This is a genomic window from Actinomyces lilanjuaniae (assembly GCF_003606385.1).
In the GTDB taxonomy this organism is placed as follows: Bacteria; Actinomycetota; Actinomycetes; order Actinomycetales; family Actinomycetaceae; genus Actinomyces; species Actinomyces lilanjuaniae.
Genome location: NZ_CP032514.1, coordinates 1,861,717 through 1,880,451 on the forward strand (window position 1 = coordinate 1,861,717; position 18,735 = coordinate 1,880,451).

12 protein-coding genes and 3 pseudogenes are annotated in these 18,735 nt (G+C 70.5%); 9 read left to right on the forward strand and 6 right to left on the reverse strand.

What is annotated here, in order from left to right; genetic code table 11:
* Window positions 1–142: 142 nt before the first annotated feature.
* Window positions 143–322: pseudogene (locus D5R93_RS15020) on the reverse strand (FAD-dependent oxidoreductase); the annotation flags it as partial.
* Window positions 323–649: 327 nt separating this feature from the next.
* Between D5R93_RS15020 and D5R93_RS07965 the strand changes: the two are divergent.
* From D5R93_RS07965 to D5R93_RS08000, 7 genes and pseudogenes are all read left to right on the forward strand, one after another.
* Window positions 650–2,559: pseudogene (locus D5R93_RS07965) on the forward strand (anthranilate synthase component 1).
* Between the two features lies 1 nt (window position 2,560).
* Window positions 2,561–3,226 carry an anthranilate synthase component II gene (locus tag D5R93_RS07970; RefSeq protein ID WP_120204666.1) on the forward strand — a complete coding sequence of 222 codons (666 nt, stop codon included), beginning with the start codon at window positions 2,561–2,563 and terminating at the stop codon, window positions 3,224–3,226.
* 81 nt (window positions 3,227–3,307) lie between these two features.
* Window positions 3,308–4,561 carry an anthranilate phosphoribosyltransferase gene (gene trpD / locus D5R93_RS07975; protein WP_120204668.1) on the forward strand — a complete coding sequence of 418 codons (1,254 nt, stop codon included), beginning with the start codon at window positions 3,308–3,310 and terminating at the stop codon, window positions 4,559–4,561.
* Window positions 4,558–6,875, forward strand: a pseudogene (gene trpB, locus D5R93_RS13570) (tryptophan synthase subunit beta). The gene trpD and the pseudogene trpB overlap by 4 nt, the downstream one beginning before the upstream one ends.
* A gap of 1 nt (window position 6,876) precedes the next feature.
* Window positions 6,877–7,764 (forward strand): tryptophan synthase subunit alpha, encoded by an 888-nt coding sequence (gene trpA / locus D5R93_RS07985; protein WP_120204670.1) that lies wholly within the window; start codon window positions 6,877–6,879, stop codon window positions 7,762–7,764.
* 5 nt (window positions 7,765–7,769) lie between these two features.
* Window positions 7,770–8,351, forward strand: coding sequence for a type II toxin-antitoxin system PemK/MazF family toxin (locus D5R93_RS07990; RefSeq protein WP_120205949.1), 582 nt, complete (start codon window positions 7,770–7,772; stop codon window positions 8,349–8,351).
* Between the two features lie 386 nt (window positions 8,352–8,737).
* Complete coding sequence (locus D5R93_RS08000) at window positions 8,738–10,120, forward strand: sugar porter family MFS transporter (protein ID WP_120204672.1); 1,383 nt, start codon at window positions 8,738–8,740, stop codon at window positions 10,118–10,120.
* A gap of 584 nt (window positions 10,121–10,704) precedes the next feature.
* Here the strand turns inward: D5R93_RS08000 and D5R93_RS08005 are convergent.
* Complete coding sequence (locus D5R93_RS08005; RefSeq protein ID WP_162933887.1) at window positions 10,705–11,433, reverse strand: hypothetical protein; 729 nt, start codon at window positions 11,431–11,433, stop codon at window positions 10,705–10,707.
* 398 nt (window positions 11,434–11,831) lie between these two features.
* Between D5R93_RS08005 and rpsT the strand changes: the two genes are divergently transcribed.
* Both rpsT and D5R93_RS08015 read left to right on the forward strand, forming a co-directional pair.
* Window positions 11,832–12,092, forward strand: coding sequence for a 30S ribosomal protein S20 (rpsT, locus tag D5R93_RS08010; RefSeq protein WP_120204675.1), 261 nt, complete (start codon window positions 11,832–11,834; stop codon window positions 12,090–12,092).
* Window positions 12,093–12,234: 142 nt separating this feature from the next.
* Window positions 12,235–13,719, forward strand: a complete 1,485-nt coding sequence (locus tag D5R93_RS08015; RefSeq protein ID WP_119836014.1) for a DUF1846 domain-containing protein — start codon at window positions 12,235–12,237, stop codon at window positions 13,717–13,719.
* Window positions 13,720–13,809: 90 nt separating this feature from the next.
* Here the strand turns inward: D5R93_RS08015 and holA are convergent, their stop codons facing one another.
* From holA to D5R93_RS08035, 4 genes are all read right to left on the reverse strand, one after another.
* On the reverse strand, window positions 13,810–14,727 hold the full coding sequence (gene holA, locus D5R93_RS08020) for a DNA polymerase III subunit delta (protein WP_119836179.1): 918 nt from the start codon (window positions 14,725–14,727) through the stop codon (window positions 13,810–13,812).
* Window positions 14,628–16,682, reverse strand: a complete 2,055-nt coding sequence (locus tag D5R93_RS08025) for a ComEC/Rec2 family competence protein (RefSeq protein WP_120204677.1) — start codon at window positions 16,680–16,682, stop codon at window positions 14,628–14,630. The genes holA and D5R93_RS08025 overlap by 100 nt, the downstream gene beginning before the upstream one ends.
* On the reverse strand, window positions 16,679–17,545 hold the full coding sequence (locus tag D5R93_RS08030; RefSeq protein ID WP_243106667.1) for a helix-hairpin-helix domain-containing protein: 867 nt from the start codon (window positions 17,543–17,545) through the stop codon (window positions 16,679–16,681). Before D5R93_RS08030 ends, D5R93_RS08025 begins: the two co-directional genes overlap by 4 nt.
* A gap of 169 nt (window positions 17,546–17,714) precedes the next feature.
* Window positions 17,715–18,572 carry a DegV family protein gene (locus D5R93_RS08035; protein WP_119836016.1) on the reverse strand — a complete coding sequence of 286 codons (858 nt, stop codon included), beginning with the start codon at window positions 18,570–18,572 and terminating at the stop codon, window positions 17,715–17,717.
* Window positions 18,573–18,735: the final 163 nt, after the last annotated feature.

Here is an 18,735-nt window from a genome sequence, read left to right on the forward strand (position 1 = left end):
CCGCCGTGTCCGCGACGCTGCGGTGAAGGACGGCCCCGCGCCCGTCAGGCAGTGGGTGGGCCAGCTCGTAAGGGGCCCAGCGCCACCGCAGTCCCTCCCCCTCCAGGCCAAAGCGGCTCATAAACGGTGAGACCGGGCCAAAGGGGTGGAACGCCGAGCACGTGTCATGCACCAGCCCCGGCAGCGTCAGCTCCTCCGAGTCGACACCGCCACCAATCCTGTCACCCGCCTCGACCACGCGCACAGCCAGGCCAGCCTCGGCCAGCGTCACGGCGGCAGCCAGCCCGTTGGGACCACTGCCCACGACAACTGCCTGCCTCATAGGCTCCTCGCTACGCACCAGCTCAGCAGCCCGCAGGCTACATGTCCACGCGACGCTACCCGTGACCTAGAAACCATGTCAACACTCTTGTCACGAGGCCACACGCACCCTCCGGTGGCGCTGCGCTTGTGCGCACGGCACCGCCCGTCATAAGGTTCGGCCATGACCGCGCCCTGCACCAGCCAGTGGTGGTGGCTCCCCAGGAGGCGAGCCACCCGCAGCCGCTGACGCCCTACAGTCGGCACCGCACCGCAAGAGCTCGCCACCAGGCGAGGTCCTGCGCGTCAGCGGGCGGGTCCTGCTGGTGGCACGAACAGGAAGGCCCTCATGACGCTTCCCCCACCCACCGTGCTAACACGGGCCACCAGCTACCACCGCGACGCAGGCCTGCTGCTGGAGCACCTGGCTGCGGCGGGCCTGGTCCCCATCACTGCGGGCACCGACAGCACACCGCGCCCCTGCGACACCGTGCTGCTGGAGACGGCCGACGTCACCACCAAGGCCTCCCGCACCACCGTCATGGTCCTGGAGGCCTCCGCCCGGCTGACCTGCACCGGCCCTACCGTCACTGTCGAGGCCCTCCCCCGCGCCGGAGCCGACGGCCGTGCCGCTGTGGAGCGGGTGCGCACCGCCCTGGGCCGCTACGTCCTCAGCGAGCCCGCACCAGGCCCGCACCGCAGCCCGCTCCAGATCCTGACCCACAGCGCGCGCAGCAGCCCACGCAGGCTAGCCCTCGGCCCGGAGGCGCCCTGGCCAGCATCCGGGCCGCCGAGCAGGTCACCCTGACCTTCCCGGACCCGCCCGAGGACGGCAGCCTGGAGGAGCGCGAACGGCTCACCGCCACCTCCACCGTCGAGCCCCTGCGGGTCCTGGCCGCCACCAAGGTGGACCACCCCCACCTGCCCCTGGAGGCGGGCGTGCTCGCCTTCGACTACCTGGCCACCGTCGAGACCCTGCCCGAGGTGGCCACGGGCGCCAACACCTGCCCCGACTACCTCTTCTACGACGCCCGTATCATCCTGGTTATCGACCACCCCACACGCACGGCCACCCTGGTGGGGGCCTCCGTGGACGCCTGTGACCTGGAGCAGCGCCTAGACGAGCTGGCCGCTGCCATCGACACCGCTACCGACGCCGCTACCGACACCGCCACCGGCCAGGCTGCTGCCCGGCCCCGGGGGCTCCCCGGACACGCCGCTGACTCCAGGGACTCTCAGGACGCGAACGACTCCGAGGACCCGGCCCCGCAGCCGCAGGGGCCTCCGGCAGCCCCTCCGCGGGACCCGGCCCCCCGGGCAGCGGTACCAGCCACTACCCTGACCGCCCGTCCCACTGTCTCCGACAACGACTTCGAGGCCCTGGTGGACCAGATGCAGGGCCACATCGCCGCCGGGGACGTCTACCAGGTGGTGCCCTCACGCGGCTTCACCATGCCGTGCCCAAGCGCCCTGGCCGCCTACCACCGGCTGCGCGACTCCAACCCGAGCCCCTACATGTTCTACCTGGGCACCCCTGACTTCGAGCTGCTGGGAGCCTCCCCGGAGTCCGCCCTGCTGCACTCGGCCAGGACCGGGCGGGTCGCCATCCGCCCCATCGCCGGCACCCGCCCGCGCGGCCTGGCCCCAGACGGCAGCATCGACCACGAGCGCGACACGCGCCTGGAGCTGGAGCTGCGCACCGACGCCAAGGAGGTCGCCGAGCACGTCATGCTGGTGGACCTGGCCCGTAACGACGTCGCCAGGGTGAGCGTGGCCGGGACCCGCCAGGTTGACGACCTCATGCGCGTGGACCGCTACTCCCGCGTCATGCACCTGGTCTCGGAGGTGAGCGGGCAGCTCGACGCTGACCTGGACGCCCTGGACGCCCTGCGCGCCTCCATGACCATGGGCACTCTCACCGGCGCCCCCAAGCTGCGCGCCGCCGAGCTCATCCGCACCGCCGAGGGGGTGCGACGCGGCAGCTACGGCGGCTCGGTCGGCTACCTGCGCGGCGACGGGGAGCTCGACACCTGCATCGTCATCCGCTCCGCCTTCGTGCGTGAGGGGACGGCTCTGGTGCAGGCCGGGGCGGGAGTGGTGGCCGACTCCGTGCCGGCCGCCGAGGCCGCTGAGACCCTCCACAAGGCCCGGGCGGTCCTGGAGGCCGTTGCCGCCGCCCAGGGTGCCCGGCTCGTCATCGGCTCCAGCAGCCCTGAGGCCACGGCACGGGAAGACACGGACCGGGAAGAGAGGCCCTGAGATGCGCGTCGTCCTGCTCGACAACCGCGACTCCTTCGTCTACAACCTCGTCGACCAGTTCGCCTCCCTGGGGGCCGACATCGAGGTCTACCGCAGCACGAGCCCCGCCTCCACCGTCCTGGACGCGCTCCAACCGCGGCCGGGCAGAAGCAGCAGTGGCAGCAGCAGTGGCAGCAGCACTGAGCGCCCGGTGCTGTGCCTGTCACCCGGACCCGGCCACCCGCGCACCTCGGGCTGCCTCATGGAGCTGGTCGGCGCCGCCCTGGAGCGCGCCGTCCCCGTGCTGGGCATCTGCCTGGGCTTCCAGGCGATCGTCGAGGCCTGCGGGGGCCAGGTGGACCGGGTCGGGGCCGTGCACGGCCGCTCGGTGCGCGTGGACGTGACCGGGCCGGGGCGCTGTGACCCCGCCTTCCAGGTCCTGGCGGGCGGACCGCTTGACGTCGCCCGCTACCACTCCCTGGGCACCCGTGCGCTGCCCGCCGTCCTGGTGCCGCTGGCCGTCACAGCGGAGGCGGACCCGGTCGGCCCCGGCGTCGTCATGGCTGCGCGCCACCGCCAGCGTCCCGCTATCGGTCTCCAGTTCCACCCGGAGTCCGTCCTCACCCCGCAGGGGCCCGCGCTCCTGCGGTCACTGATCACGAGCCTGTCCGGCACGCAAGCCACCTGAGCCATCCCGCAGCCCCGGCTCCCACATGACAGCGCTACTCCGCCCACACACCAGTCAATGACCAGAAATCACGAGGAACCCATGACCCCTGCACCAGCTGACACCCCCGCAGACACCAGCACAGGGGGCACCACGGAGAAGACAGCAGACAAGGCTGCAAGAAGCACGGCGGGGAGCAGCGCCGCGACCAGCCCGGCGGTCGCCCCGGCGAGCGCTCCCGCTGCCTCCACGGTCGCCGGTGCCGAGGACGCCCATCGCTTGCTACGTGAGGTGATTCAGGGCAGGCGCCTGACCCAGGAGGAGACCGGCGTCGTCTTCGCCGCGCTGGGCGCTGGGGACCTGTCCGAGGCCGAGACCGCCGCCCTGCTGGCCGCCCTGCACGCCCGGGGCGAGACCGCCGACGAGGTCGCCGGGGCCGCCAGCGCCTTCCGCCAGGCCGCCCGGCCCTTCCCCCAGGTCACCTTCCCGCTCGTCGATGTCGTGGGCACCGGGGGTGACGGGGCAGGGACCCTCAACATCTCCACCGCAGCGGGGATCGTGGCTGCCTCTATGGGGGTCTCGGTAGCCAAGCACGGCAACCGGGCCGTGTCCTCGCGCACCGGCGCGGCCGACGTCGTGGCCGCCCTGGGCCTGCCCGTGGACCTCTCCCCCCAGGAGGCGGTGGGGGTCCTGGCCCGTGACCACTTCACCTTCCTGTTCGCCCAGGCCTACCACCCGGCCATGCGCCATGTCGCGCCTGTCCGCCAGGCCCTGGCCACACCGACGATCTTCAACGTGCTGGGCCCCCTGCTCAACCCTGCCCACCTGACCTACCAGCTCATGGGGGTGGCTGACCCGGGCATCCTCGACATGATCGCCGAGACCATGGTCCGTCTGGGTCGCAAGCGCGCGCTGGTGGTCCACGGCGCGGGCACCGACGAGATCGCCGTCCACGGCCCCACCCTGGTGCGTGAGGCCACCCCGCGCGGCGTCACGTCCTACACGGTCACCCCGGAGGACCTGGGAGTGCCCACCTACGCCCTCCACGACGTGCTGGGCGGCGACCCGCAGCACAACGCCGACCTGCTGCGCGAGGTCTTCGTCGGCAACGGCCAGGAGGCGCACCGCGACGCGATCGCCGTCAACGCCGGGGCGCTGCTCTACCTGGCAGGTCCGGCCGACAACCTGGCCGACGGCACCCGCATGGCCCTGGACCAGCTGGCCAGCGGCCGGGTGGCCAGCCACCTGGAGTCCATGACCAGGGCCTCGGAGACGGCCTGGGCCACGGCCGCCGGGAACTCAGCTGCACCCCCGGCAGGTGCCGCTGACCAGGGCGGGGAGGGTGAGACCCGATGACCAGCCCCTCCCCCGGCCCCGCGACACCGCGCCCTGAAGCAGCGCCCGCCGCAGCAGATCCCACCACGGCTAGGCCCGGCACGACCGGGCGCACCGGACCCGCCCGCCCGCAGCGGCGTCCCGTGGACCAGCGTCTCATGGCCACCGGCACCGTCCTGGACTCCATCGTCTCAGCCCGGCGCGCCCGGCTTCCCGAGCTGCGGGCGCAGTTCGGGCACCTGCGCGCCCAAGACCTGGAGCCCTCGGCACGGTCCCTGGCCCAGGCGCTGCGCACCCGCTCAGGTCCCAGCCCCAGCCCGCGCCCGGCCCTTGTCATGGAGTGCAAGGCAGCATCCCCCTCACGAGGCACCATCCGCTCCAGCTACGACCCTGCCGCCCTGGCCACCCAGTACGCCCCTTATGCCTCGGCCGTCTCGGTGCTCACCGAGCCGGACCGGTTCAACGGCTCCTTCCAAGACCTGGCCGCCGTACGAGCGGTGGTGGACGTGCCGGTGCTGTGCAAGGACTTTGTCGTTGACGAGGTCCAGGTGCTGGCTGCCCGCCACCTGGGGGCCGACGCCGTCCTCCTCATGCTCTCCGTGGTGCCTGACGACGTCTACCGCGAGCTGGCCGGGCTGGCCCACGAACTGGGCATGGAGGTACTCACAGAGGTCTCCACGCCCCAGGAGATGCACCGGGCCGCAGCCCTGGGTGCTCGTGTCATTGGTATCAACAACCGAGACCTGCACACACTGGCCACCGACCTGGCCCGTACCGAGGAGATGGCGCCGCTGGCACCAGCCGGCACCGTGCTGGTAGGCGAGTCAGGCGTGTCCACCCCTGGGGACGTGCGCCGCCTGGCCGGGCAGGTTGACGCCCTCCTGGTGGGCTCCTCCCTGTCAGGCGCCCCGGACCCCGCCGCTGCGGCCGCCACCCTGGCCGCTGCGGTGCCCGTGGGCCAGCGCCCCGGCACGGGCAGCGTAGACAGCCCAGGCAGTAGCTCAGGAGCGCCCCAGAAAGGTACCGGGGAGACCACGGGGAGCAACCGGACCCACCCGAGGCTGGGGGCCTACTTCGGCCCCTACGGAGGCCAGTACGTGCCCGAGCTGCTGGTGCCCGCCCTGGACCAGCTCGAGGACGCCTTTATCGAGGCCCGCTCCGACCCCTCCTTCGCCGCCGAGCTGGGCGAGCTGATGAGCCGCTACCTGGGTCGGCCCACCCCCCTGACCCCCTGCGCAGCCTGCCGGTGAAGGGCCGCGCCCGTATCCTGCTCAAGCGCGAGGACCTCCTCCACGGAGGCGCCCACAAGGGCAACCAGGTGCTGGGCCAGGCGCTCCTGGCCCGCAGGATGGGCAAGACGCGCGTCATCGCGGAGACCGGCGCGGGTCAGCACGGGACCGCCACCGCCATGGTCTGCGCCCTGCTGGGCCTGGAGTGCACGATCTACATGGGGGCCACCGACGTAGTACGCCAGGCCCCCAACGTGGAACGCATGGAACTCATGGGGGCCACCGTCGTCCCCGTGAACTCCGGGGCAGGGACCCTCAAGGACGCTGTCAACGAGGCCCTGCGTGACTGGACTGCCTCCTTCCGTACCACCCACTACCTGCTGGGCACGGCCGCCGGCCCCCACCCCTTCCCCACCATCGTGCGCGAGTACCACCGAGTCATCTCCACCGAGGCTCGTGCCCAGGTGCTGGCGATGACGGGGCGCCTGCCTGAGGAGGTCATCGCCTGCGTGGGCGGGGGCTCCAACGCCATCGGCATGTTCGCCGACTTCCTTGACGACGAGCAGGTGAGGCTGACCGGTGTGGAGCCCGCCGGGGAGGGCCTGGACACCGCACGCCACGGAGCACCCATCAGCACGGGGCGGGTCGGTATCCTCCACGGCTCCCGCAGCTACCTCATGCGCACCGCTGACGGCCAGGTGGAGGAGTCCTTCTCCGTCTCCGCAGGCCTGGACTACCCCGGGGTGGGACCCCAGCACGCCTGGCTGGCCGACACTGGGCGGGCCCGCTACGTGGGCGTGGACGACGAGGAGGCCATCGAGGCCTTCCGCCTGCTGTCCCGGCACGAGGGGATCATCCCTGCCGTGGAGTCGGCCCACGCCCTGGCCCATGCCCTGAAGGTGGCGCGCAGCACACCGGAGGGGGCCGAGCCGCCGGTCCTGCTGGTGTGCCTGTCGGGGCGGGGGGACAAGGACCTGGACCAGGTGCGCACGCGCCTGGGCGGCTCGTTCTCCACCGACGGGGCGGTGGCCAGGGCCGCCCGTATGGTGGAGGCGGGCAGGCGCAGCGAGTACGCACCCCTGGCCAGCCTGGCCAAGGAGTCCTGAGATGAGCCGCTACACCGACATGTTCCGAGCACTGAAAGCCCGCGAGGAGGGCGCCTTCGTGCCCTTCGTCATGGTGGGCGACCCTGACCTGGACGTCTGCGAGGCGGTGATCGAGGCACTCGTAGCGGGCGGCGCCGACGCCCTGGAGCTGGGAGTGCCCTTCTCCGACCCGGTGGCAGACGGGCCGACCATCCAGCGCGCCCACGTCCGGGCACTGGAGTCTGGTGCCGGGTTCCACGACTGCCTAAAGGTAGTGGCACGCGTGCGCGCCCGCCACCATCAGGTCCCCATAGGCATGCTCGTCTACGGCAACGTCCCCTTCGCTCTGGGACTGGAGCGCTTCTACGCTGACTGTGCGGGGGCGGGCATCGACTCCGTGCTGCTGCCTGACGTTCCGGTGCGCGAGTCGCTCCCCTTCAGCGCCGCCGCCCGGGCTGCCGGAGTGGACCCGGTCTACATCGCCCCGCCCTCCGCCGCCGACCATACCCTGGATGCGGTGGCCGCCGCCTCGCGCGGTTACATCTACGCGGTCTCCCGGGTGGGAGTCACCGGTACGGAGCACGCCTCCTCCACCGTCGGGCTGGCCCAAGCGGTAGAACGGCTGCGCTCCGCCAGTGCGGCACCGGTCATGCTGGGCTTTGGCATCTCCCGTCCCGACCAGGTTACCGAGGCGCTGGCTGCCGGGGCCGACGGTGCTATCAGCGGCTCGGCGACAGTGAGAATCGTGGAGTCCCACGCCGCCAGCCTGCGGGAGGCACCCAGAGGCTCCACCGCCTACGAGGCGGAGCTGGAGGCGCTGAGCAGCGAGCTGGTCGAGTTCTGCTCAGCCATGAAGGCGGCCACCCACCGCAGTCGGCAGTCCGCCCTCCAGCAGCAGCGGCAGGGGTGAGGCTGGTGCCGTCACTTCTTACAAGGGTCCTGGGGCTGCTGGGACCGGTCGTGACCGCAGCGGCCGACTCCCTGGCGGCTGATAAGACTGGTAGCAGGACCGGCAGAAGTGACAGGCGCGCTGCCTCCGCCTGCCCCTCCACAGCGGCCCCACCTGCCTCCGACTGCCTCAGTAGGGCCACGGTGTGGGACGTGGCCCGCAACGGCCTGCCGTCCTTCGCCTACACGCCCAGCCCTGACGGCCGGGCCGACCCCGGTGAGGTCGTGTGGGCCTGGGTGCCCTACGAGGAGGACCCCTCTCAGGGCAAGGACCGGCCGGTCCTGGTGCTGGCCCGCAGCGACGCGCGCCTAGTGGTCGCCCAGATGACGAGCAGGGACCACGACGCCGACGCCGCCCAGGAGGCCCGGTGGGGCCGGTACTGGTATGACGTGGGCACCGGCGCCTGGGACGGAAAGGGCCGCCCCAGCGAGGTCCGCCTGGACCGGCTGCTGTCGGTGGACCCCGCTGCGGTGCGCCGCGAGGGCGCCACGATGGAGCAGGCAGTCTTTGACGGAGTCGTCACGGCTCTCAAGCAGCACTGGTCCTAAGCCGCTCCTGAGGTGCGTGTCGGCAACGGTGGGAAGCGTCTGCCGGGCAGAGCCTGGCAGACGAGACGTCGGTCAGCCGCTTTCCCGTCAGCCGCAGGTGCCCGCTGACATCCGCTACGAGGCTGCGGTCAGCCGCTTTCCCGTCATAGGAGCCACAGGGCTGAGGTCCTGGGACAGGAGGGGAGCGCCTGGTCCCTCCCCGACCCCCTTCTTCCTGGTCTTCTCTGTTCCTCACTCTCTCGCCCTGGTCCTCTCTATTTCCTGTTTGTTCCTCTCCGTTTCCTCCCCACCGACCATGTTCCTGGTGTAGGCTACGTTGCGCAATGGTCACGTGACGTCCAGCACCCATCCGATACCCTGACCCAACACCCTTGAAAGACCCGTCAATGACGACAACTCCTGCTCCGCAAAGAACCAGCCCCCTCGTGATCCGCAGCGCTGTCGTGGCAGCGCTGGGCGGTCTTCTCTTCGGATTCGACACCGCAGTCATCTCGGGGACCACGGAGAACCTCCGCGACATCTACGGCCTTAGCGACTTCTGGCTCGGCTTCACTGTCGCCACCGCCCTGATCGGCACCATCATCGGTGCCATGTCGGCAGGTCGGCCCGCCGACGTATGGGGCCGCAAGAGGGTCCTGCTGTCAATCGGCATCCTCTACACGGTCTCAGCCCTGGGCTCGGCCCTGGTCTCCAACTGGCTCCTGTTCATGTTCTTCCGTCTCATCGGGGGGATCGGCGTCGGTGGCGCCTCCGTGGTGGCACCGATCTACACCGCGGAGATCTCCCCGGCGCGCATGCGCGGGCGGCTCGTAGGCCTGGTGCAGTTCAACGTGGTGCTGGGCATCCTCCTGGCCTACATGACAAACTACGTGTTCTCCCAAGCCTTCGACTACGAGGTCGCCTGGCGCTGGATGCTGGGCATCGAGGCTGCCCCGGCGGTCATCTTCTTCCTCCTGGCTCTGGGCATCCCGGAGAGCCCCCGGTGGCTCTACGGCCGCGGCAGCACCGGTGAGGCGCGCGCCATCCTCGACCGCCTGACCCAGTCACCGGAGGAGGCCGAGTACGAGATCACCGAGATCGCCCGCCGCCTGGAGGAGGACGCCTCCCTGGGCCAGGCACCGTTCTTCGTGCGCAGGAATACCAAGGTCATCCTCCTGGCCATCGCGATCGCCACCTTCAACCAGCTCTCTGGCATCAACGCGATCATGTACTACGCCCCGGACATCTTCCGCATGGCCGGGGCCGGTAACGACGCGGCCTTCCTGTCCTCTATCGCGATCGGGACCATGAACCTCGTGGCCACCATGACCGCGCTGACTGTCATCGACCGCTTTGGCCGCCGCAGACTCATGCTGGTCGGCTCTATCGGCTACCTCCTGTCTCTGGGCGCGATCTCCTCGGTGTTCTTCCTGTCCGGGGAGGACCTGGGCGGCAGCACCTCCACGTTCGTCCTGATGAGCCTGCTGGTGTTCATCGCCTCGCACGCCTTCGGCCAGGGCTCGGTCATCTGGGTGTTCATCTCCGAGATCTTTCCCAGCCGCATCCGCGCCCGCGGCCAGGCCCTGGGTTCCTTCACCCACTGGTTCTTCGCTGCCGTGGTCTCCTGGGGCTTCCCCACCATCATGGGCGGTCTGGGCGGAGGCTGGGCCTTCGGAATCTTCTTTGTGTGCATGATCGGCCAGCTCGCCTGGGTGCTGCTGACAATGCCAGAGACCAAGGGTGTGCCTCTGGAGGAGATGGAGAAGCGCCTCGGCCTGGACCAGGACTGAACCCCACGCACGTGCCTGCGCCACGGCTCCCGCCGTGGCGCAGGCACGTGCGTCATGGACGCTAGCAGACAGGCACTTCCACACCCCGACGAGGTCGCCTCGCAGACCAGCGAGACTGGAAGGGCTACTCGGCCAAGGGGTACTTCTCTGTGCGTGTCGGGCTGGTTGGTCGTGGCAGTCTGTGTTTGCGTGTCCACGGCGGCCACAAACGCCTCGGCAGAGCACGTAGGTCCCCGGGGAAACCGCGTGAGTGCAAGGCTCTGCTCTCTTGCCCGGGCCAGGTCAGATCCGTTTGTGGCCGCCGTGGACACTCCGTTCTCGAACGTGACATCCGCACGACACAACTGCAGCCGCACCAGCGTCTCCAACCCCACGCGTGAACGAGAACTGGCTAGAGATACACGTACTTGCCACGGGCAGTCGGCTGGTGAGACAGGCCCGTTGCCACCGTGGCACGGGCTGAAGTGGCGGTTATGAGGATGAGCAGGCCGCCGTGGTGACGGTACTGGTATAGGTGGCATGCTTGATGTCCTGCGGGTAGCCGTGGGCAGAAGCCCCAACTAGGAACTCAGCCGCCACCAGAGTTAGGCAACCGCTGAGGCCACCCGCAGGGCCGGCCTGACACGTACCGGAGCACTGCCTCGGCTCGTCTTGCCAAGGCGCTGGCGGACCTGGCCGTGCAGTACGGTCCCCGAGACAGCCATGCCTTCTACCGGCTCCTCCCCGGCAAACAGCGTCATCGTCCACCTGTCGCGCTTCTCCGAGTCCGGGGCACGCAGGTTCTGCACCACCAGCGCGCCCCACAGCTGGCGCACCATGAGTGCCCTCGTGTCGAAGCCATCCACCAAGAACCGGCCACCAGCACCGCCCTGGAGACTCTCGTAACTGTTGTTGCCCCGGCCCACCTCGTCCCGACTGCTGCCCAGGTCGTCGCCACGTCCTCGCACCTCGTCATAGCTGCCCATAGCCAGCCCCGCGTCAGAGACAGCCGTTACGTACAGGGTCCACGGGGAGGCTGGGTCAGTCACGTCGGCACCCTCGGGAAGACGCTCATCAACAAAGTCAGGCCTGGTGATCTCCTCCTGGCTCTCGCGTGCTCCCGCCCCCAGCGCCCCACGGACGTCAAGGAGATCGGGACGGGGGACCAGGAGCGGGCCCCAGACCACCGACTGTGAGAAGTTACAGTCGCGGAACTGCTGCTCCAGGTGCCTACACACCTTGTCAGCCTCTGCCCACGCAGCCGGCTCGAAGGCGTCGTGTAAGAACTCCCTGGTAGGCAGGGGGACACCGTTGTCCAGCAAGAGATGTGCCATTGAGGGCTGCTTCACCCATCCGCTGGCCGCCAGGTAGTCTGCACCGTGCACGCTGCCTCCTGTCATCTCGCGGCTGTCCTGGGCCGCAGGTCCCCCTCATCCACCCTGTCAAGCGCGCCGCCCGGGACGGGCCGTCGCAACGGCCACTCTCCCATGCAGCACACCCTCAATCCTCCAGGCGCACCGACCCGGCGCGACACACCTCACGCCGCGCTGAGCACCTCCACCCTGGGGACCTGCTGCCAGCAGGTGCTAAAGTCGCCCACTGGACCTCTGGCCTGGTCGGCTGCGGGGTCCGGCACACGGGTCAGCCAGGTGCCCCCACCACCTCCTGCCAGTCCCGTGGCGCGAACCCTCTCTCCGGCCACTGACCACACCAGACACGAGAAAGCTTCACCGTGGCGAACATCAAGTCCCAGATCAAGCGCATCAAGACCAACGAGAAGGCTCGTCTGCGCAACCAGTCTGTCAAGTCCGAGCTCAAGACCTACGTGCGCCGTGTCCGCGAGGCCGTCGAGGCCGGCGACAAGGAGGCGGCTCTCACCCACCTCCACGCAGCCTCCCGCAAGCTGGACAAGGCTGCCGCCAAGGGTGTCATTCACAAGAACCAAGCGGCCAACCGCAAGTCCAAGCTGGCCAAGCGCGTCGCCTCTCTGTGAGGCCGGTCCTACCGTGCAACCACCGAGGGCGTCTCCCCGCCAGGGAGGCGCCCTCATCTTGTGCCTGCTCCCCCGCGCGTACCAGCAATGACTTGCCATCGACCAGTTTTACCTGCCAGTCATCTACCAACAAGGAGTGCCCATGCGTACCGGCTTCGACCGTGACACCTACCGGCGGATGCAGTCCGCCCACATCGCGCAGCGCCGGGCACAGTTTTCGGGCAAGCTCTACCTGGAGTTCGGGGGCAAGCTGATCGACGACATGCACGCCTCCCGCGTGCTGCCCGGCTTCACCCCGGACAACAAGGTGGTCATGCTCGCCGAGCTCAGCGACGAGGTCGAGGTCGTCGTCGCCGTCAGCGCCAGGGACTTGGCCCGCAGCAAGGTCCGTGCCGACCTGGGGATCTCCTACGAGGACGACCTGCTGCGCCATGTCGACGCCTTCAGGAGCTACGGGCTGTACGTAGGCAGCGTCGTCATCACCCAGTGGACCGACGACAACCGCCAGGCCCAGGACTTCAGGCGCAAGCTGGAGAGCCTGGGCATCAAGGTCTACCGTCACTTCCCCATTCCCGGTTACCCGGGTGACGTGGCCCGTATCGTCTCCGAGGAGGGTTACGGACGTAACGAGTACATCGAGACCAGCCGCGACCTGGTCGTCGTCACCGCTCCCGGACCGGGCTCGGGCAAGATGGCCACCTGCCTGTCCCAGCTCTACCACGACCACCGGCGCGGCATCGCCTCCGGCTACGCCAAGTTCGAGACCTTCCCCATCTGGAACCTGCCCCTGGACCACCCGGTCAACATCGCCTACGAGGCAGCTACGGCGGACCTTGACGACGTCAACATGATCGACCCCTTCCACCTGGCAGCCCACGGCACCCAGGCCGTCAACTACAACCGCGACGTAGAGGTCTTCCCCGTACTTACCCGCCTGTTCGAGGAGATCCTCGGCTCTTCCCCCTACGCCTCCCCCACTGACATGGGCGTCAACATGGCCGGGTACTGCATCAGCGACGACGAGGCCTGCCGCGAGGCAGCTGTGCAGGAGGTCATCCGCCGCTACTACAAGGCGCTGGTGGCCGAGAGGCGTGACGCCGTAGAGTCCCTTCAGTCCGACCGGATCTCTCTTCTCATGGCCAAGGTCGGTGCGAGCAAGGAGGACCGGCCGGTGGTCCGGCCCGCCCTGCAGGTGGCGGAGTCCACCGGCGCTCCCGCCGCTGCCATCGCGCTACCGGACGGGCGAGTTGTCACCGGCAAGACGTCGGCGCTGCTGGGAGCCTGCTCGGCCATGCTGCTCAATGCGCTCAAGGTCCTGGCCGGGATCGACGACGTCGACCTGCTGGCCCCGGCCTCGATCGAGCCGATCCAGACACTGAAGACTAGGCACCTGGGCTCCCACAACCCCCGCCTGCACACCGACGAGGTCCTCATCGCCCTGGCCGTGTCTGCCAACGGGGACAGCAACGCCCGTAGCGCCCTGGAGCAGCTGGGCAACCTGCGTGGCTGCGACGTGCACACCTCCACCATCCTGGGTCCTGTGGACGAAGGGATACTGCGCGCCCTGGGGGTCCAGGTCACCAACGAGCCGGTCTATGCCACCAAGGCCCTGTACAGGAAGCGCTAGGTACCATCCAGGTACTCCGGCGGCCCGTCCCGGACGCACGCACCCGGATGCTCCCGTCCCTGGCCAGCCTGCTGGCTCGTCCTCATGGCTTCACCGCCGCGCAGTCGTGCCCCGGCTGCGGGCACGACACACGGTGAGCACGGCGCGCTCGACGGCGTAGACAGCGTCCCGGCTGCCCCCCTTGACCTCGGCGTCAGCCTTGGCGACCGCCACGATAGCCGTGGCCAGGGCGTCATCAGACCAGCCGGAGAGCTCGCGCCGCGCCCGGTCTACCTGCCAGGGCGCCATACCCAGGTCGGCCGGGGTCATGCGTCGGCCTCCGGAAGCGGCCACACGTGCCAGCTGGCGGACCTTGGTTGCCAGCGCCGCCACGACCACCACCGGGTCTGTTCCAGTGGCCACGGCGTGACGCAGCGCGGTGATGGCGGCCGAGGTGCTGCCTGCTGCTGCGGCGTCCGCCACGGTGAAGCCGGTGGCCTCGATACGTCCGGCGTAGTAGGTGCTCACGTGCTCGGCGCTGATCGTCCCCTGGGTGTCGGCGAGGAGCTGGTCAACGGCCGAGCACAGCTCACGCAGGTCGCTTCCCAGGGCGTCCACGAGGGCCCCGACAGCCTCCGGCTCGATACGTCGGCCCGCTCGTGCCACGTCGGCGCTCACCAGCGCTGACTTGTCCCGGGGAGACTTCACCGGTGGGCAGGAGACCACGGGGTAGCCAGAGGCCCCGACGGCCTCCAGGAGCCTCCTGCCGCGCTGCCCGCCGTTGTGCCGCAGGACGACGCTGACCTCCGGGTCGGCGGACGCTGCAGCCGAGTCTACGTAGGCCAGCAGATCGGTCAGCAGGGCGTCAGTCATCTGCTCCAGGGCCGGGACCAGGACCAGCCGGGGCTCACCGAACAGGGAGGGGGACACTAGCGTGTCCAGCTGGTGGGCCTCGTAGGTGGCGGCCTCGACCCGGATGACCTCCGTGGTCGGGTCCTTCGCCCGGGCCTGCGCCAGAAGACGTGCCACCGCACGGTCAGCCAGGACCCCCTCTCCCGCCTTGACAAGGACCACCGCAGCCAGCTCGACCTGGTCCCACGTGGGTCCTTCCGGTGTGCTGCGCCTGCTACGGGAGCGTGGGGCTCGGGTGGCTGCCATGGCGCTAGCCTGCCACGAGACAGGAGACGAGACACAAGAGTGAGGCCGTCTCCCGCCCTGCGTCGCAGCCCTCGGCTGGCCGCTCCCAGCACCACCGTCTCCAGCCCGGCCAGGGCCAGCGCCCCGACGACACCTCCGGGGCAGGCCAGCGCGGAGCCGGGAAGGTCGGCAGTCCTGCGGGCCAGCACCACCAGCCACGCGCAGGACGCGAGGGCCGGCCAGGCAATCACGGAGGCCGCCGCGGGCCACAGCGGTGCGACCAGGGCAGCAGTGATGCCGCACACCGTGGCCACAGGGACCACCGGGGCCGCTAGGACGTTGGCAGGGACCGACCACAGCCCTACCTGCGGCTGGAGAAGTACCAGGAGGGGGGCGCAGGCAGCCTGCGCCACCGCAGGCAGAGCCAGACCAGCCGCCAGCCACCGGGGCAGGTAGCGGGACAGGCAGGCCGCCGCAGGCCGTGCTCCCAGCAGGATCCCAGCGGTTGCCGCCACGGATAGGGCGAACCCGTAGTCACGTGCCTGGAAGGGGTCGGCCAGGAGCAGAAGGAGGACTCCGGCGCACAGGGCGGGCACCGAGGCTGAGCGCCTGCCCGCAGCCACCCCGGCAAGCATGACACCACCCATGGCCGCTGAGCGCAGGACGGACCCGGAAGGACGGACCAGGAGCACGAGGCCGCCCAGTACCACGGCCCCCGCCACCGCGCGCCACCGTCGCGGCAGGACGCCCAGTGCGCCCAGGCCCAGCCCCAGGACGATGGCCACGTGCTGCCCGGACACGGCAGTCAGGTGGGTCATAGAGACCGTGCGCATGTCCAGGCGTACCTGCGTGGGCAGGGCGTGGTCGTCCCCCAGGGCGATGCCGGGCACCAGGGCCTGGGCACCCTGGGGCCACCGGAGCACCGTTCCTGACTGGCCCACCTGGCCCTGCTGGTCGGCCGGTGCAGTCTGGTGCGGCCCGGGCGCGCGGGAGGCCTGGTCCGACTGGTCTTCTCCCAGGGCCACGGCTGCTGCCAGGCCCTGCCGCAGCGACGTCACGATCGCCAGGGTCCCGCTGGGAGGAGCCAGGACCTGGACCTGGGCGCCGGAGCCGATGACGGCTGCCCGGGAGCTGCCCGCCTCGGCCGGCTGGAGCCGGGTCCTCACCCGGATCTGCGTTCCCATGTCCAGCTCCAGCCACTGGGCGTCCGCCAGCACCGTGGCTGTGAGCCTGGAGGGCTCTCCCTCCACGGTGTGCACCCTCAGGCTGGTCACCACCGTGGTGGACCCGGCCCGGGCCAGGACCCGTGGCTGCTCGCTCACCGTTGCGGTCAGCGTCACTGCACCAGTGGCCTGCGGCGGCGACACCGAGGTTCCCGAGGCCAGGACGAGCGGGTCCCCCGCACGCGACCACAGCTGGGCGGCACTGACCGTGAGGACCGCCGAGACAGCCAGGGCGCACAGCAGCAGGCTGGCGCTCACAGACCCGGCTGCCCGGGGATCCTCCGGGGCACCGGGGCGCGAGTCCGCCCGGTGGCGTGGCGGCCGGAACCGGCGCACCGGCACGGTCAGCAGCATCGCAGCCCCGAGGCTCGCACCAGCCGCTACCAGGACATGGCGCCACCCGTGGGCACCGCCGACTCCGACGGCCCAGTATGCTGCGGCCCAGCACAGGCCGGCTGGTGCCGCCAGCCTGAGGTCGAGAGGCTCGGGGGCCTTGTCCACCAGGGCGTGGTCACGTTCCCAGGGCCTGCGCTCCCGGTCCGGGCTGGCAGCTCCTGAGTCGGCTGCCCCGGAGCGGACGCTGCCACCGACCAGGCCCCCACGCTGCCGAGGTCGCTGCCTCATACCACGGCCATCTCCCTGAGGGCCTCCAGCTTGGCCTGTCCTATACCAGAGACCTCGGTGAGCTCATCCACGGAGCCGAAGGGACCGTTGGCTTCCCGGTGCTCCACGATCCGCTGAGCCAGCGCCGGCCCGATACCCGGCAGCTCCTCCAGCTCCAGGGCGCTGGCGGTGTTGATGTTGACCAGGCCGGTCACCTCCTGCCCCGGCCCGTCCTGAGACGCCCCGGAGGCTGACTGTCCCGGCTGCTGCTCCCCTGCCTGTCCCGCTTCAGCCTCCTGACCGGTCAGGACCTCGCCCTCACGGGGGACACGCACCTGCTCTCCGTCGCTGAGGACACGAGCCAGGTTGAGCTGGTCGGCATCCGCCTCCTGGGTCACCCCACCAGCCGCCTCGATCGCGTCGGCGACGCGCGCTCCCTGGTCCAGGACCACGACTCCGGGAGAGGCGACGGCACCGGTCACGTGGACGACCACCTGGCCAACATCCTGGGAGGAGTCCGCCTGCCCTGGCTGGCCGGCGGCCCCGCTGCCGGTGGTGGCACGGGGGTCGGTCGGCGGCTCCCCCTGGACCTGGGTGGCCGGAGCCGTGGCAGGAGCCTGGGGCAAGGACTCCCCGGACCCCGAGGCCTCGGCGCCTCCCGGAGCGCCCTCCTCCGCTGCGGGAGCGCCCAGGGCCGTGCGCACCGCCAGGACCGCAGCCAGGACCATGAGCAGCGTCCCCGCCACGACAGCGGCGCGGGGAGCAAGTGCTACCCGCCGCGGACGGGTGGGAGGCTCGTCGGGGTCCGGAGAGCAGGCCAGGCGCACCAGCCTGTCCACAGACCAGTTCCCGGACCTGCCCAGAGCCTGTCTTCTGCCGCTCATGGTGGTGACGCTAGACGGGAGGCGGCTGTCGGTACCCGGGCAGCCAGGACATAGTGTGGACACGGCCGGTCCCGTACGTGCTGTGGTGACTGGGCGGCACCTGCTCACAAGGCGCCCGTTGACAAGCTCGCGCTCACGAGGCACCCGCACGGGCACCCGTCAAGCAGGATCAGGTGCGCACCCGGACCAGGAGCCGGGGTGCCACCGCGATCCCCGTGGCACCAGGACCCAGGTGGACCTCCAACGCCTTGTCAACCGGGAGAGTGAGGACCTGTGCGACCCGCGCCCCCGAGCGCGCCATAGCGGCGTCCACCTCCTCCCTGAGGCCAGGCAGGTCAGGACCGGGGGCCTGGAGGGCCAGGAGCACCGGATCCGCAGGACGTCGGGGCCCGCGCAGCGCGGTGCCTCCGGCTGCCCGCACGGCCTGGGCCACCATGTGCCTCCTGGCACGCGCACCGCCACGCACCGTCTCCACTGCCCGTATGCCCTCGGGCTGGACAGACAGGACCGGGCGAACTCCTAGGACACCCCCCAGCCGAGCCGTCGTGAGGTCAATACGTCCTGACCGCGCCAGGTGCCGCAGGTCGTCGACAACGAAGAACTGGTAGGAGCGAGCCAGGCTCTCCCGGGCCAGGGCGGCACCGCGACGAGCGTCCTGGGCCTGGGAGGCGGCCAGGACCGCCAGGGCCAGCGCCCCGGAGCAGCTGGCGGAGTCCAGCACCCGGACCAGGCCCGGCCTGTCGTCGTTGAGTCGGGACGCGGCCAGCCGGGCGTTGTCCACCGTGCCGGACAGGACCCCGGAGACATGAACAGCCAGGACCTCGTCGGCCCGCTGCGCCGCCTCACGGTAGGCCTGCTCCAGCTCCTCGACGCTGGGGCGCGACGTAGCTGGCTCCCTGCCACCGGCGGAGGATGCGTCGCCGCTGCCACCACCGGTGTGGTGGAGGGGCACGACGACGATACCGTGGCGGGCGCAGGACTCTGCTGGCAGGCAGGCGGCAGAGTCGGTGACCACGGCGAGCGTCATGGACCCAGCCTAACGGGACCTAGCGGGAGCCCGCCCCGTGTAGCCGTGGAAATCACCCCCGGCTCGCCGGGAGCAGAACGACGTCGAGGTACTCGAAGTACCGGGCCTGCCCCGCACCAGCCCGGAAGGCCCCGCAGCGCAAGGATGCGCAGCGTCTGGCCAG